Here is a 13,801-nt window from a genome sequence, read left to right on the forward strand (position 1 = left end):
ATACGGTGCTGTTCAACGACAGCATCGGTTACAATATCGGCTATGGCCGCGAAGGCGCCTCGCAAGCCGAGATCGAAGATGCCGCGCGCGCGGCACAGATCCACAATTTCATCGCCGCCCAGCCTAAGCAATATGAAACGCAGGTCGGCGAACGCGGGCTAAAGCTGTCGGGCGGCGAAAAACAGCGGGTCGCGATCGCGCGGACGCTGCTCAAAAACCCGCCGATCCTGATCCTCGACGAAGCGACCAGCGCACTCGACAGCCGCACCGAGGCCGAACTGCTGGCAAAGGACGGCCACTACGCCGAAATGTGGGCACGCCAGCAGGCCGAGAAAGAAGAAGAGGCTGTTGCGGCGGAATGAGCTTCAAATGAAACCGTAGCCCTGAGCTTGTCGAAGGGCGCTGTGCAGTACTGGTACACGTGCTTCGACAGGCTCAGCACTCACGGTAAACTTTAAGCACAGCCGTTCTTTACTTCAATATTTGTTCTTTATATGTTCCTTTGCGACTCGACTATCCACAGCGAAAGTCGCCGATGCCAGAAGAGTGCTCTATTCTTGAGGAACTATCCGGCCTAGCGGGCAGGAAGATGCTCGCGCCCGATACACTCGACCCTGCCGATGTGCTGCACCGCGTTTTCGGTTTTGCCGAGTTTCGCGGCGTGCAGGAACAAGTCGTGCGGCGGACGCTCGACAAGCAGAGTACGCTCGCGGTGATGCCCACGGGGGCGGGAAAATCGCTTTGCTACCAGTTGTCGGCTTTGCTGCTCGACGGCACCTGCATCGTCATTTCGCCGTTGATCGCACTGATGCACGATCAGCTGCGCGCCGCCAATGCTGTGGGTATCCGCGCGGCGACGCTGACCTCTGCCGACAGCAACCGCGCCGAGACCATCGAGCGGCTGCAGAGCGGCGCGCTGGACCTGCTCTATGTAGCCCCCGAACGCGCCTCGACTGCGGATTTTCAGAGACTTCTGGCAGAAACCAAAGTTGCGCTGTTCGCCATCGACGAGGCGCATTGCGTCTCCGAATGGGGGCATGATTTCCGCCCCGATTACCGTCTGCTCCGTCCGCTGATGGACGAATATCCGCATGTGCCAAGGCTCGCGCTGACCGCGACCGCTGACGCGCATACGCGTGAAGATATCGCCCAGCAACTCGGCATCCCGGCTAGCGGTACGATCGTCTCGGGCTTTGATCGGCCCAATATCCGATACGCCGTCACCAATACGGCAAGCAAAGGGTCGGCCATCGCGTCGGCAATCCGTGGTTGGCCTGGAGCAGGCATAGTCTATGCCACCACCCGCGACCGGGCGGAGAAGCTGGCGGCTTTGATTGCGCGCACCGGGCGGCGCACCCGCTATTATCACGCCGGCATGGAACCCTCCGCCCGCGCTGCGGCACAGGCCGAGTTCGTGGCGAGCGAAGACATGGTGATGGTGGCAACGGTCGCATTCGGTATGGGCATCGACAAGCCCGATGTCCGCTTCGTCGCGCATGCAGGAATCCCCAAATCGATTGAGGCCTATTATCAGGAAAGCGGACGCGCTGGCCGCGATGGCGACCCCGCCGTTGCGCATCTTTTCTGGTCGCCCGGCGATTTCAGCCTTGCCCGCGAGCGGTTGAAGGAGCAACCTGAGGCGCGGCAACTTGCCGAGAAAGCGCGGATCGACGCCTTGTCAGCACTGGTCGAAACCCCCGGCTGCCGCCGCGCGGTGCTGCTCCGCCATTTCGGTGAAGATCCTGCGCCATCATGCGGCAATTGCGACAACTGCCTTGATGCCCCCGGTGTGGTCGATGCGACCGAAGTCGCCCAAAAACTGCTCTCTGCGGTCTATCGCACGGGCCAGAGTTTCGGCGTCGGCCATCTGGAAAAGGTGCTGATGGGCCGCACCGATGAGCGCATCGAGGCGCGCGGGCATGACCAGCTAAGCGTGTTTGGTATCGTTACCGGCGAAGATACACGTCTGATAAAACCGGTTGCGCGCGCGTTGCAGGCGCAAGGGCATTTAACCGCAAACGAACATGGTGGTCTGATGTTAGCGGGGGCTTCACGCGCGATCCTGAAGGGCGAGATGAAGCTAGAAATCGTCGTCCCGCCAAAGACGCGCAAGGAACGGCGGAGCGAAGCCAATCCGGTCAATGATCCGCTATTCGAAGCCCTGCGCAACAAAAGGCGCGAACTGGCCGAAACGGCGGGTGTACCGCCCTATGTGATCTTTCACGATGCAACCTTGCGTGAACTGGCCGAGCGTCGCCCGCAAAACACATCCGATTTCGCCCTGATCAGCGGCGTTGGTGCACGCAAGCTTGAAGCCTATGGCGAAGCCTTCCTGTCTGTAATAAGGGAGGCAGCGGAAGGATAAGCCCATGTTTCGCAAGCTCACCGACAATATTTACGCATCGCCGCAAATCACCCTACAAGACGTAGCGGAAGCCGCGGCCATGGGCGTCAAAATGATCATCAACAACCGCCCCGAAGGCGAAAGCGACGATCAAGTGCCCGGCGCAGAAATCGAGGCAGCGGCACGCGCGGCGGACATCGATTATGTCGCCATTCCTGTCACCCATGCAGGTTTCAGCGAACCGCAGGTGGTGGCGATGGCCAAGGCACTCGACGGAGCCGATGGACCTGTGCTCGCCTATTGCCGCTCGGGCACGCGCTCTACCCTGTTGTGGGCCTTGTCCGAGGCCAGCCAGGGCGGCGATCCCGATGCACTCACCAACATGGCCGCGAAAGCAGGCTATGATGTCAGCCCGGTGCGACCGCTGATGGACATGCTGAAGGCGCGAGCCTGACGCATGGCGCCGGTCTGGATCGAACTGGCCAAATTGGGCGGATCGATTGCTGCGATCCTTTTCCTGTTCTGGCTGGCGCGCCGCCTGAACCTCGGCGGCGATCTGCGTATCCGCGACGAAGCGCACGCCCGCGCGCTGGCGGATGAAGCGATTTGCGGATTTGAGCCGACCGATATTGTCCTCGACAAGGCCGGCATGGGTGCATTGATGAAAGACGCATCCGGTCGCCACATGCTGATCCGTCGCCACGGCGCCGCCTTTGTCGCCCGTTTGCTCGATAGGCATAGCGAATCACGACTCGACCACAATTTCCTAACCATCGGCACGGGCGAGAAGACTTTCGGCAAGGTTACGCTGAACCTTGGCAAGGATGCGCAATATTGGGCCGCCGGCCTGCGGCACATGGTGGTTTGACATGGTTGGAAGAACGAGATTTGTACTAAAACTCGTCACCCCCGCGAAGGCGGGGGTCCATCACCGGTGGATGAAGTTTAACCGGTGGGAGATGGATTCCCGCCTTCGCGGGAATGACGAATTAAGTTTAAGGAATAAGGGATAAGATGGCACCCACCTTCAATCCGGTCGATTATGCCGTCCCTGCCTTCATCCTGCTGATCATCATAGAGATGCTGTGGGCGCGTAAAAAAGCGCCGGAAAAATATGAGCCCAAGGACACGCTCACCTCGCTCGCCTTTGGCACCGGAAGCACAGTGGCCAGCGCGTTAACCGGCGGGCTGGTTTTGGCGATGATGCTGTGGCTGTACGAGCACCGGCTGTTCGATATCGGCTGGGCCTGGTGGGCGTGGATTGCCTGCTTCGTGCTTGATGATCTGGCCTATTATATCTTTCATCGCAGCGCGCACCGCGTCCGCTGGCTTTGGGCGAGCCATGTGAACCACCATTCGAGCCAGCATTACAATCTGTCGACCGCGCTGCGGCAGACCTGGACAGGCTTCATCGCATTCAATTTCGTCTTCCGCATGCCGCTGGCGCTTGTCGGCTTCCATCCGGCGATGATTGCCTTTTGTGGTGGTATCAACCTGATCTACCAATTCTGGATCCACACCGAAGCAGTCGGCCGCATGCCGCGCTGGTTCGAGGCGGTGATGAATACGCCGTCGCACCACCGCGTCCATCACGCCACCAATCCCCGCTATCTCGATGCCAATTATGCGGGTGTCTTCATCATCTGGGACAAGATGTTCGGCAGCTTCACCCCTGAAACCGACGACGAAAAGATCCGTTACGGCATCGTCAAACAGCTCGGCACTTTCAACCTGCTGTACAGCGTGTTTCACGAATGGATCGGGATCGCCAAAGATGTCTGGTCCGCACCCTGGCGGCACAAGCTGGGCTATATCTGGCGCCCGCCCGGCTGGAGCCATGATGGCAGCCGCGATACCAGCGACAGCATCAAGGCACGCTGGCAGGAGCGGCAGCAAAATCAGGTGGCGCCCGCCGAATAGCGATTGCCAAAATTAATCGTCCGGTTAAACCTTACTTTCAAAGGAGTCAGTATGGACGAGTTTGATATCATTGTGGTGGGCGGCGGATCGGCAGGCAGCGCCGCTGCCGGGCGGCTGGCTGAAAGCGGCAAATACAAGGTCTGCCTTGTCGAAGCCGGCGGCAAGAATGACGATGTGTTCGTCCGCACCCCCGGCCTGCTCGCGCTGATGCCGAAGCGGAGCAACTGGGCCTATGATACCGAACCGATGCCGGGTCTGGGTGGTCGTATCGGCTATCAACCGCGCGGTCGTGGCATGGGCGGGTCGAGCGCGATCAACGGCATGGTCTATATTCGTGGCAATGCCTGGGACTATGACAATTGGGCAGCCTTGGGCTGCACCGGCTGGAGCTGGGACGATGTCTTGCCGGTGTTCCGCAGGCAGGAAGACAATGCGCGCGGTTCCGATGATTTCCACGGCAAGGGCGGGCCGCTGCATGTCAGTGATCAGATCGCCCCCAGTCCGGTGGGCGAGGCCTTTGTAGAGGCGGCAACCCGGTTGCAGCTTCCACGCAATGACGATTTCAACGGTGCAAAGCAGGAAGGTTTTGGCCTTTATCAGGTGACGCAGCATAATGGCGAACGCTGGTCAGCAGCACGTGCCTTTATCGATCCGCTGGCGGGCAAACCGAATTTGAGCGTGCGCACGGGCGCGCTGGTCGAGAAGATCATCATCGAGGATGGGCGGGCAACCGGTGTCGCCGTTCGCTTTGGCAACAAGCGCGAAGTGCTGCGCGCCAAAGCAGGGGTCATCCTGTCAGCAGGGGCCTTTGGCAGCCCGCAAATCCTGATGCTGTCGGGCATCGGCCCAGGTGCGCATCTGCAGGAGAAGGGAATCGAGACGTTGGTCGACAAGCCAGCGGTCGGCGCAGACTTGCAGGACCATTGCGATTATCTGGTCGGCTATGAACTGGACGATGTGTCGCTATTCGGCGGAACCTTGCGCGGCACCTTTGCCGTCGCCAAGGCGTTTTTCGAACACAGGCTTCGCCGCACGGGCATGCTGACGACGAATTTCGCCGAAAGCGGCGGTTTCGTTAAAATCCGGCCGGACGCTCCTGCGCCTGACATCCAATATCACTTCATCCGCGCGATCATCCAGAACCATGGCCGTGACAAGCTGAAGGTGCACGGCTTCTCGCTGCATGCCTGTGTACTGCGCCCGGAAAGCCGGGGATGGGTGAAGCTGAAATCCTCCGATCCGGCGGTGGCACCAGCTATCAACCCCAATTTCCTCAGCGACGAACGCGACCTCCATCTGCTGCGCGACGCCGCGCGGCTGATGTATCGTATCGCCGAAACCCCGCCTTTATCGGATATGGGCGCGCGTGATCGTTCGCCAATCGATTATAATGATGATGCCGCGCTGGAAACCCGCATCCGTGAGGTATCTGACACCATTTACCACCCGGTCGGTACCTGCCGCATGGGCGGCGATGCGGACAGCGTCGTTGATCCCAGGTTGAAGGCACGCGGTGTCGACGGATTGTGGATCGCGGACGCCAGCATCATGCCAAGGCTGGTTTCAGGAAACACCAATGCGCCGTCGATCATGATCGGCGAACGTGCCGCAGATTTTGTGAAGGCTGAGCTGGCAGCTTAAACGCAACCTCAAATATTGGGGCCCGAGCCGGGAGAGCCGGGGAGATTCGAGACCCGGGCCCCTGTGCCGTGCACGCACAAACTGAACTTGTTTAATCCTCTGCCCAGCGGAAGACCTCTTCGAGGGGTTTCCCGAAGACCCGTGCAATGCGGAAGGCGACCTCAAGGCTGGGGGAATATTTGCCTTGCTCGATGGCGGCGATGGTCTGGCGGGTAACGCCAACCTTGTCGCCCAGATCACCTTGCGTCATCTCACCTGCCATGAAGCGAAGCGTCTTTATGTCGTTGTCAAAGGGTAGGCGCGGCATCGTTCAATACCCCCTGCGATAATAGTAAAGCTGGGCACCTACCCGGACCAATTCGGCAATCACAACCGTCGCAATCAGCAGGTTGAGTCTGCCCGCAGCGCTGATGTGATAGAAAATGGCAAACAGATTGGCCCAAACGCCCAGCACAAGTGGGTAATAGGCCGCATGTGTACCCTTCAAATGGATGGTCTTCTCACGTTCGTCCTCTTTAAGATGCGCCTCTTTCGGGCTTTTAATAGCCAATGCAGCGGCGGCAACCGACATCGATCCGATGATCGCAATCGTAACCGGAACCAGCATTCCGGCTGTCGCCAACACGCCGGCCGGTGTGTTCACAATTGACCAGGGATAGCTCAGAAAGAACCAGCCGAAGGAAAGTGACAGACTGATGAAGGCCACCCAGTGAATTTTTTCGCGGAACGACATTGCAAACTCCATGTTATGTGATTCGCACTTTATGTTAGTTTTATTTAACATTGAGTCAAATATTATTCACTTATTGGCCTTTCGCGCTTTTGCCCCCCTGCATTAGTCGCTAAGCGCCGGGCCATGTCTACGACGCCCAAAACGCTCACCCTTCCTGTATCCACCAGCCGCGCGAACCCTACGCCGCAACCGATGAAGCGCCTCACGGTTCCGCGCATCCGGCAGCGCAAGGGCGGTGAGCCGCTGGTGATGCTGACGGCCTATACCGTGCGCATGGCGCAGTTAATGGACCCGCATTGCGACATGTTGCTGGTCGGCGATTCGCTGGCACAGGTGATCTATGGCCTGCCGCATACGGTCGCGGTAACGATGGAGATGATGGCGCTGCATGGCGCGGCTGTGGTGCGCGGCAGCTATCATGCGGCGGTCATCGTCGACATGCCTTTTGGCAGCTATGAAGCCTCGCCCGAACAAGCCTTTACCAACGCCTCGCGGCTGTTGAAGGAAACCGGTGCCGCAGGCGTCAAGGTCGAAGGCGGCAAGGTGATTGCGCCGACCATCGAATTCCTGACGCAACGCGGAATCCCCGTCATGGGCCATGTCGGCCTGACCCCACAGGCGGTCAACATATTGGGCGGATATGGCGTGCGCGGCAAAAGTGCTGCTGAGGCCCGCTCGATTGTCGAGGATGCCGAGGCAGTAGCCAAGGCGGGCGCCTTCGCTCTAGTGATCGAAGGGGTCATGGAGCCCATCGCCATCGAAATCACCCAAAAAGTGCCCTGCCCGACAATCGGCATCGGCGCATCGGCCCAGTGCGACGGGCAGGTTCTGGTCGCCGAAGACATGCTTGGCCTGTTCGATCGCGTTCCCAAATTCGTCAAACGTTTTGGCGCGATGCAGGAACATGTCGAAGACGCGGTCAAGAAATATGCCGAAGATGTCCGCTCCCGCGCTTTCCCGAGCGCCGACCAATTATATCGTCCCGAATAGACCTTTCGCCCTTCAGACTGGAAAGTCCGGCCATCCATGGCTAAGGACGCGACAAGTATAAGTTACAGGAGGCCATTTTGGCATTACCCCCGACCGACAAGCGCGCTGCTACAGACGAGGCTTTCCTGCGCGAAGTCGACGATGCCGTCCGCGCGGGCGACCTTGAAAATTTCTGGAAACGCTATGGCCGCTGGCTCGCCATTGCTCTGGTCATAGGTCTCGCGGCATTTGGTGGCTGGATCTATTGGCAGAACCAGCAGGCCGCAGCTGCCGAAAAGCAGGGCGAAGAATTTATCCTTGCCGTTGAAAAACTGCAGGGCGGCAATGTTGCAGCAGCCAAGACCGATCTTGGCAAACTCGCCAAGGCCGAGCAATCCGGATATCGGGCGATGGCGCAGATCCTGCTCGCCAATATCACGGCCGCAGAAGGCAACACCAAAAAGGCAGTCGCTGATTATGCCAAGGTGGCAGGCGACGAAAGCCTGCCGCAACCCTTCCGCGATCTGGCGCTTATCCGCCAGACCACCGCGGAATTCGATACGCTGCCACCGCAGCAGGTGATCGACCGGCTGAAGCCACTCGCCAAACCCGGCACCGCTTGGTTCGGTAGCGCGGGCGAAATGACCGCAATCTCCTATATGAAACTGGGTAAGGACAATCTGGCCGGCCCCATTTTCGCCCAGATTGCAAAGCAGGAAGACTTGCCCCAGACATTGCGCGCCCGCGCGCAGCAAATGGCGGGGGCTTTAGGGGTGGATACCGTTCAGCTTGACGCAAAGCCGACCGGTGCATCTGCGACGGCGGATGCAGGAAAGGACAAATAAGTCTGTGAAGAAACACGCGACCATAATCTCTTCGCTGGCGGCAATCGCGCTGCTTGGTGGCTGTTCGGCGCTGGGCGGCGGCGACAAAAAAGACACGCCGACCATCGGCAAGCGCATCGACATATTGGGTACCGAGGCGGATACTGTCGCCGACCCCAATCTGGCAGGCATTTCTGTAATCCTGCCACCCGCCGCGACCAATGCCAACTGGTCGCAACCCGGCGGCAATGCCGCCAAATCGCCTGGTCACTCTATGCTGGCCGAAGCCCCGCAACGCGCGTGGAGTGCGCAGATCGCGGGGGCCAGCAACCGTATGCGGCTGGCAGCGACCCCGGTGATCCATGATGGCAAACTCTATGTCATCGATACTGATGCTGTGGTCAGCGCCTTCGATGCTGCTAGCGGTTCAAAACTATGGGCGACCGCTCTCACAGTCGACAAGGACGGGAAGCCCTCCCGCTTCGGCGGCGGCGTAAGCACCGATGGCACCAGCGTCTTCGCCACCAATGGCGTCGGTGATGTCGCTGCGCTCGATGCAAGCAATGGCGCGATTAAATGGACGAAGCGCCCTGCAGGGCCGCTGCGCGGCGCGCCCACCTTGTCTAACGGCAACGCCTATGTAATGACGCAGGATAACCAGATTTACGCCGTGCGGATGAGCGACGGTGAATCGCAATGGAATGAAGCCGGTCCGGTCGGCGCGTCGGGCATCTTCGGCGTCGCTGCCCCGGCTGCCGCACAAGGCACGGTGATTGCGGGTTATTCGACCGGCGAACTCGCCGCCTATCGCTATGAAAATGGCCGAAGCCTGTGGAGCGACACGCTGTCGCGCACAGCAATGTCGACCAGCGTTTCAACACTGACCGACATCGATGCCGATCCGGTTATTGACCGGGGCCGCGTCTTCGCGCTTGGCCAGGGCGGACGCATGGCGGCCTATGAACTGGTCACAGGCCAGCGTATCTGGGAAATCAACATAGCCGGGATTTCGACCCCGGTCGTCTCGGGCGAATGGGTCTTCGTGATGACCAGCGACGCCAAAATGCTGTGCGTCCAGCGCGCGAGTGGCAAGATCCGCTGGATTTCCAAGCTGCCGCGCTATCGCGACGAAGAAGACAAGAAAGGCGTGATCACATGGCGCGGCCCCGTGCTCGCCAATGGCCGCCTGATCGTCGCCAATAGCGACGGCCAGATCTGGTCGGTATCGTCAGGCGAGGGCTCGGCGAGTCTGTTGGTGGATATTAAGTCACCGGTTTCGGTTGCACCCGTTGTCGCCAATGACACGCTGTACATCCTCGACGACAGCGGACGCCTGACTGCGTTTCGGTAAAATGCGCGGCTTCGGCCGTTTGGAAGGAACAGTTCATGCTGCCGTCGGTAGCCATTATCGGACGTCCGAATGTTGGCAAGTCGACCTTGTTCAACCGCCTAGTCGGCAAGAAAATCGCGCTGGTCGATGACCAACCGGGGGTGACGCGTGACCGGCGTGAGGGCGATGCGCAGCTTTTTGACCTGAAATTCCGCATCGTTGATACTGCAGGCTATGAAGATGATGACGCAGCAACCCTACCGGGGCGGATGCGCCAGCAGACCGAGGCTGCGCTCGCGGGTGCAAATGTCGCGATGTTCGTCGTTGACGGACGGGCGGGCATCACACCGCTTGACGAAGAAATTGCCCGCTGGCTGCGTGCTAGTGACAAGCCGGTCATCCTCGTGATCAACAAGGCTGAGGGCAAGCAAGCGGATAATACCGTGTTGGAGGCCTATGCTCTGGGTCTTGGCGAAGGGATTACAATTAGTGCCGAACATGGCGAAGGCATGGCCGACCTGTTCCAGGCGCTTTTGCCGCATGTCGACAATGCCGAAGAAGAGCATTTTGACCGCGAAGCCCCTGACGCACCGCTGCAGCTTGCCATTGTCGGGCGCCCCAATGCGGGCAAGTCGACGCTGATCAACAAGCTTCTGGGTGAAAACCGGCTGGTAACCGGCCCCGAAGCCGGCATCACCCGCGACAGCATTGCGATCGACTGGGTGTGGCACGATCCCAATCCGTCCGATCCCGAACTGGCCGAACGGCGTATCCGCCTGATCGATACGGCTGGAATGCGCAAACGGGCGCGGGTGCACGAAAAGCTCGAGAAACTGTCTGTCGCGGATACGCGCCGCGCGATTGACTTTGCCGAGGTCGTGGTGTTGCTGCTCGATGCAACCAAGGGGCTTGAGCATCAGGATCTGAAAATTGCAGACCATGTGATCGAAGAAGGCCGCGCACTGATCATTGCTATCAACAAATGGGATGTGGCCGAGCATGCTTCCAGCTTGTTCAACGGCATCAAGGCTGCGCTCGATGAAGGCCTTTCCCAGTTGAAGGGCGTTCCGGTTCTCGCAGTCTCCGCCGCGACGGGCAAGGGGCTCGACGTGATGCTCAAAGCCGCGTTCGAAGCGCGCGACAGCTGGAACCGCCGCGTGTCCACCGGCCAGCTCAACCGCTGGTTCGAAGAAGCCGTCGCCGCCAATCCTCCACCAGCCCCCGGCGGCAAGCGGATCAAGCTGCGCTATGTCACGCAGGCGCGCAATCGCCCACCGACCTTTATTGTATTCGGCAACCGGACCGACCAGCTGCCCGACAGCTATCGCCGCTATCTGCTCAACGGTATCCGGCGTGATCTGGGCTTTGGGGCGGTACCGGTGCGGATGAACTTCCGCTCATCCAAAAACCCGTTCGCCGACAAGGATTGACGCTGGACGCGAGCCGTTGCGGTCCTCGCAACGTCAACGGCTTGTTTACCTGTCGCGTTTATGGCTGCGAGCTTGGAGCGTTGAACCAAGCGGAGCAACAAAGTCGATGAGCCACACGGCCGAAGATATTGTGAACTGGGGCACCTTTGCCGGGACACGTACCGTGCTCGGAGAGGCCTTTGTGCGCGTGCTCGGCTATTTCCGCGAGGATGGCATCAAATCTGTCGCGGCGATCGAACAAGCTATGCGTGAGCGCGATTCCGCCAAACTCGTACTGCCCTCACACACGCTGAAGGGTGAAAGCTGGCAATTCGGTGCCGAACGATTGGCAGCGCTTGCCGAGGAAATCGAAGTCGCCGCCCGCCATTATGTCGAAATCCGGCAGGGCCCAGAAGAGCTGGTCGAAAAAGTCGTCCAGCTCCGCCCTTTGTTCGAGGCAACTCTAACTGCGCTGGAAGCCGAAGCCAGCCCGCTCGTTGAACGCCGCGCGCAATTCGGTGCCCGCACCTTCGGCCAAAGCCAGTTCGGTCGGCTCTAAGCCCTTAAATTTCAGCTTTCTGCCGCTTCCGTTTGCATCTGGATATAATTCTGGATGCCCATCTGCTTGATCAGATCAAATTGCGTTTCGAGAAAGTCGACATGTTCTTCCTCGCTTTCGAGAATCTCGGCGAACAGATCGCGGCTGACATAATCCCGCACGCTTTCACAATGCGCGATCGCGTCCTTGAGTAGCGGAAGGGCATCATATTCGAGATCGAGATCGGCCTTCAGAATTTCTTCGACCGACTCGCCCACGCGCAAGCGACCGAGCATCTGGAAATTGGGCAGACCATCAAGGAAGAAGATGCGCTCGGCCAGTTTGTCGGCGTGCTTCATCTCGTCAATCGATTCGTGCCGTTCATATTCGGCCAGTTTGGAGACACCGAGATTGTCGAGCATGCGGTAGTGGAGCCAATATTGGTTGATCGCGGTCAGCTCATTCTTCAGCGCTTCGTTGAGAAATTCGATGACTTTGCTGTCGCCCTTCATGACCGTTCTCCTGATTTTCGATGGCTTCAGGATAGGCGGATGAAGCGCGTTCGGAAAGCGGGAAAAGCCCTGTAACCAGCGCTGTTACATTTGGATAAGCTGGCGCTATTGCTACGCGCTTGCAGGCTTGATGCTGATCAGATCCTTGGCGAAGGAAAGGCATTGGCCGCATTTCGGTTTGCGGCCCAGCCGGGCATAGACATCCGCCGGTTTTTCGCTGCCGCAACGCACGGCTGCGCGCAGGTCCTTTTCCCGAATGGCATTGCAGACGCATACGATCATGGGATTCGCATTAGCGTTAATGCGAATTGATTGCAATAGCATTTAGGCCTGCCCAGTCATTTTCTGAGCGGCTGGAACTTCCCGCGCGCCAGACTGCGCCACAGCCATTCAAACGGGCCATAGTGAAAACGCTCGAGCCAGGGTTTTGACCAGAGCAGCATCAATGCCCAGGCCCCCAGCACGAAGAACCACAGGCTGGCACGACCGACCTGATTATACAGCCCCAGTCCATAGCCGTAAAAAATTGTCGACATCAGAATGCTGGTGCCCAGATAGTTGGTGAAAGCCGCCCGTCCCGCTGCTGTAACCCGTCCGATCAATGCCGAACCGGCGAAGGACTGGATCGCCATGATCAGCAGCGCGGCATAGCCGATTGTGATCAGCAGCCGCGGAATCAAACTCCAGGCGAGAAAATTGCCTAAAGTCGTGATTAGGTCAAACCCGCTCGCAGCGACCCACAAGCCCAGCCCGGTCGAGATCAAAAGACCGGGGATCAGCATCTTGCGGGCCCAGCGTACATAATCGCTGCGATCCCACTCGCCAGTCAGAAACCCGTTCTTCTTCATCGCCATGCCGAGCATCATCAGCGGTAGGGTTTCGGCGAAAGATTGTGCGATCAGTATCAGCAAGTTGAGCGCATCATCCCAGCGTCGTGCGACAATATCGGCATAGCTCCCGCTATAGGCGGCAATCTCCGCGCTGGCATCGAGGCTGAAGTCGGGGCTTGCGATGACTTCCTTATATTGCGCCACTACCGACGCATCCGCACCGGGCTGCGTCGCCATGAACTGCAGGAATTGCAGCCCACCAAATTGCAGCGCGTACAAAAGGAAACCGAGGCCATAGATGATCAGCGCCCATTTGATCAGCCGCTTTGCCTCCCAGTTGCGGAACCGGTAGGCGATGCAGCCGATTGCGGCGTAGAGGAACAATATGTCGCCCCACCAGATGAAGAGATAATGGGCGAGACCGAATAGCAGCAGCCAGATCATCCGCGAATAATGAACCTTCGCCGGATTTTCACCCTTGGCTTCAGCCCGCTCGATGATCAGCGCCATGCTCGCCCCGAACAATAGCGAGAACAATCCGCGCATCTTGCCATCGATGAAAATGAACGAAACCAGCCAGCTTGCTTTGTCAGCGGCGCTATCTCCACCATAGGTTCCGGGTGCGATATAAGCCCATTCAGGGAGCGCGAAAGCGACGATATTCATCGCCAATATGCCCATCACCGCGAAGCCGCGTAGCGCGTCCAATGTGACGTGGCGTGTTGCAAGCGCTTGGCTAGACATGATTTTC

The 13,801-nt window shown here is 59.0% G+C and carries 16 protein-coding genes; 11 read left to right on the forward strand and 5 right to left on the reverse strand.

All coding sequences use genetic code 11. The features are described 5' to 3' along the window. From PKC81_RS09225 to PKC81_RS09250, 6 genes are all read left to right on the forward strand, one after another. Positions 1 to 362 (forward strand): ATP-binding cassette domain-containing protein (locus tag PKC81_RS09225; RefSeq protein ID WP_324335341.1); only part of this gene is annotated, 362 nt, incomplete at its 5' end. 227 nt (positions 363 to 589) lie between these two features. Then, the gene (gene recQ / locus PKC81_RS09230; protein WP_324335343.1) at positions 590 to 2,365 is read left to right on the forward strand and encodes a DNA helicase RecQ; all 1,776 of its coding nucleotides are present in this window, start codon (positions 590 to 592) and stop codon (positions 2,363 to 2,365) included. Positions 2,366 to 2,369: 4 nt separating this feature from the next. Beyond that, a complete protein-coding gene (locus PKC81_RS09235) occupies positions 2,370 to 2,798 on the forward strand; it encodes a TIGR01244 family sulfur transferase (RefSeq protein WP_324335345.1) in 429 nt (142 codons plus the stop codon). A gap of 3 nt (positions 2,799 to 2,801) precedes the next feature. Then, a complete protein-coding gene (locus PKC81_RS09240; RefSeq protein WP_324335348.1) occupies positions 2,802 to 3,212 on the forward strand; it encodes a hypothetical protein in 411 nt (136 codons plus the stop codon). A 146-nt stretch (positions 3,213 to 3,358) separates the two neighbouring features. Further along, a complete protein-coding gene (locus PKC81_RS09245; protein ID WP_324335350.1) occupies positions 3,359 to 4,264 on the forward strand; it encodes a sterol desaturase family protein in 906 nt (301 codons plus the stop codon). Between the two features lie 51 nt (positions 4,265 to 4,315). Further along, positions 4,316 to 5,905 carry a GMC family oxidoreductase N-terminal domain-containing protein gene (locus PKC81_RS09250; protein WP_324335352.1) on the forward strand — a complete coding sequence of 530 codons (1,590 nt, stop codon included), beginning with the start codon at positions 4,316 to 4,318 and terminating at the stop codon, positions 5,903 to 5,905. A 91-nt stretch (positions 5,906 to 5,996) separates the two neighbouring features. Here the strand turns inward: PKC81_RS09250 and PKC81_RS09255 are convergent, their stop codons facing one another. Both PKC81_RS09255 and PKC81_RS09260 read right to left on the reverse strand, forming a co-directional pair. Continuing rightward, positions 5,997 to 6,212, reverse strand: coding sequence for a helix-turn-helix transcriptional regulator (locus PKC81_RS09255; RefSeq protein WP_324335353.1), 216 nt, complete (start codon positions 6,210 to 6,212; stop codon positions 5,997 to 5,999). A 3-nt stretch (positions 6,213 to 6,215) separates the two neighbouring features. Beyond that, entirely contained in the window at positions 6,216 to 6,638 is a 423-nt protein-coding gene (locus PKC81_RS09260; RefSeq protein ID WP_324335355.1) for a hypothetical protein, read from the reverse strand. Between the two features lie 123 nt (positions 6,639 to 6,761). Here PKC81_RS09260 and panB point away from each other — a divergent pair, with 123 nt between their 5' ends. The 5 genes from panB (at position 6,762) to PKC81_RS09285 (ending at position 11,729) form a co-directional block, all read left to right on the forward strand. Beyond that, positions 6,762 to 7,628: a 3-methyl-2-oxobutanoate hydroxymethyltransferase gene (gene panB / locus PKC81_RS09265; protein WP_324335357.1), complete on the forward strand. Its 867-nt coding sequence runs from the start codon at positions 6,762 to 6,764 to the stop codon at positions 7,626 to 7,628. A gap of 77 nt (positions 7,629 to 7,705) precedes the next feature. After that, positions 7,706 to 8,452, forward strand: a complete 747-nt coding sequence (locus PKC81_RS09270; RefSeq protein WP_324335359.1) for a tetratricopeptide repeat protein — start codon at positions 7,706 to 7,708, stop codon at positions 8,450 to 8,452. A gap of 4 nt (positions 8,453 to 8,456) precedes the next feature. Beyond that, positions 8,457 to 9,782: a PQQ-binding-like beta-propeller repeat protein gene (locus PKC81_RS09275; protein ID WP_324335361.1), complete on the forward strand. Its 1,326-nt coding sequence runs from the start codon at positions 8,457 to 8,459 to the stop codon at positions 9,780 to 9,782. 35 nt (positions 9,783 to 9,817) lie between these two features. Next, positions 9,818 to 11,191, forward strand: a complete 1,374-nt coding sequence (gene der, locus PKC81_RS09280) for a ribosome biogenesis GTPase Der (RefSeq protein ID WP_324335363.1) — start codon at positions 9,818 to 9,820, stop codon at positions 11,189 to 11,191. 106 nt (positions 11,192 to 11,297) lie between these two features. Then, positions 11,298 to 11,729, forward strand: a complete 432-nt coding sequence (locus tag PKC81_RS09285; protein ID WP_324335365.1) for an Hpt domain-containing protein — start codon at positions 11,298 to 11,300, stop codon at positions 11,727 to 11,729. 11 nt (positions 11,730 to 11,740) lie between these two features. Here PKC81_RS09285 and bfr read toward each other — a convergent pair whose 3' ends face one another. From bfr to PKC81_RS09300, 3 genes are all read right to left on the reverse strand, one after another. Further along, positions 11,741 to 12,220, reverse strand: a complete 480-nt coding sequence (gene bfr / locus PKC81_RS09290) for a bacterioferritin (RefSeq protein ID WP_324335367.1) — start codon at positions 12,218 to 12,220, stop codon at positions 11,741 to 11,743. A 111-nt stretch (positions 12,221 to 12,331) separates the two neighbouring features. Then, a complete protein-coding gene (locus PKC81_RS09295; RefSeq protein ID WP_115550326.1) occupies positions 12,332 to 12,502 on the reverse strand; it encodes a (2Fe-2S)-binding protein in 171 nt (56 codons plus the stop codon). Between the two features lie 56 nt (positions 12,503 to 12,558). Beyond that, positions 12,559 to 13,794 (reverse strand): DUF418 domain-containing protein, encoded by a 1,236-nt coding sequence (locus tag PKC81_RS09300; RefSeq protein WP_324335371.1) that lies wholly within the window; start codon positions 13,792 to 13,794, stop codon positions 12,559 to 12,561. Between the last annotated feature and the right edge of the window lie 7 nt (positions 13,795 to 13,801).

Source organism: Sphingorhabdus sp. (assembly GCF_035329025.1).
GTDB lineage: Bacteria > Pseudomonadota > Alphaproteobacteria > Sphingomonadales > Sphingomonadaceae > Sphingorhabdus_B.

Bases quoted from the DNA above. Each gene is read 5' to 3' on its own strand.
- recQ (WP_324335343.1), top strand. From the start codon at position 590: ATGCTCGCGCCCGATACACTCGACCCTGCCGATGTGCTGCACCGCGTT.
- PKC81_RS09235 (WP_324335345.1), top strand. From the start codon at position 2,370: ATGTTTCGCAAGCTCACCGACAATATTTACGCATCGCCGCAAATCACC.
- PKC81_RS09240 (WP_324335348.1), top strand. From the start codon at position 2,802: ATGGCGCCGGTCTGGATCGAACTGGCCAAATTGGGCGGATCGATTGCT.
- PKC81_RS09245 (WP_324335350.1), top strand. From the start codon at position 3,359: ATGGCACCCACCTTCAATCCGGTCGATTATGCCGTCCCTGCCTTCATC.
- PKC81_RS09250 (WP_324335352.1), top strand. From the start codon at position 4,316: ATGGACGAGTTTGATATCATTGTGGTGGGCGGCGGATCGGCAGGCAGC.
- PKC81_RS09255 (WP_324335353.1), bottom strand. From the start codon at position 6,212: ATGCCGCGCCTACCCTTTGACAACGACATAAAGACGCTTCGCTTCATG.
- PKC81_RS09260 (WP_324335355.1), bottom strand. From the start codon at position 6,638: ATGTCGTTCCGCGAAAAAATTCACTGGGTGGCCTTCATCAGTCTGTCA.
- panB (WP_324335357.1), top strand. From the start codon at position 6,762: ATGTCTACGACGCCCAAAACGCTCACCCTTCCTGTATCCACCAGCCGC.
- der (WP_324335363.1), top strand. From the start codon at position 9,818: ATGCTGCCGTCGGTAGCCATTATCGGACGTCCGAATGTTGGCAAGTCG.
- PKC81_RS09285 (WP_324335365.1), top strand. From the start codon at position 11,298: ATGAGCCACACGGCCGAAGATATTGTGAACTGGGGCACCTTTGCCGGG.
- bfr (WP_324335367.1), bottom strand. From the start codon at position 12,220: ATGAAGGGCGACAGCAAAGTCATCGAATTTCTCAACGAAGCGCTGAAG.
- PKC81_RS09295 (WP_115550326.1), bottom strand. From the start codon at position 12,502: ATGATCGTATGCGTCTGCAATGCCATTCGGGAAAAGGACCTGCGCGCA.
- PKC81_RS09300 (WP_324335371.1), bottom strand. From the start codon at position 13,794: ATGTCTAGCCAAGCGCTTGCAACACGCCACGTCACATTGGACGCGCTA.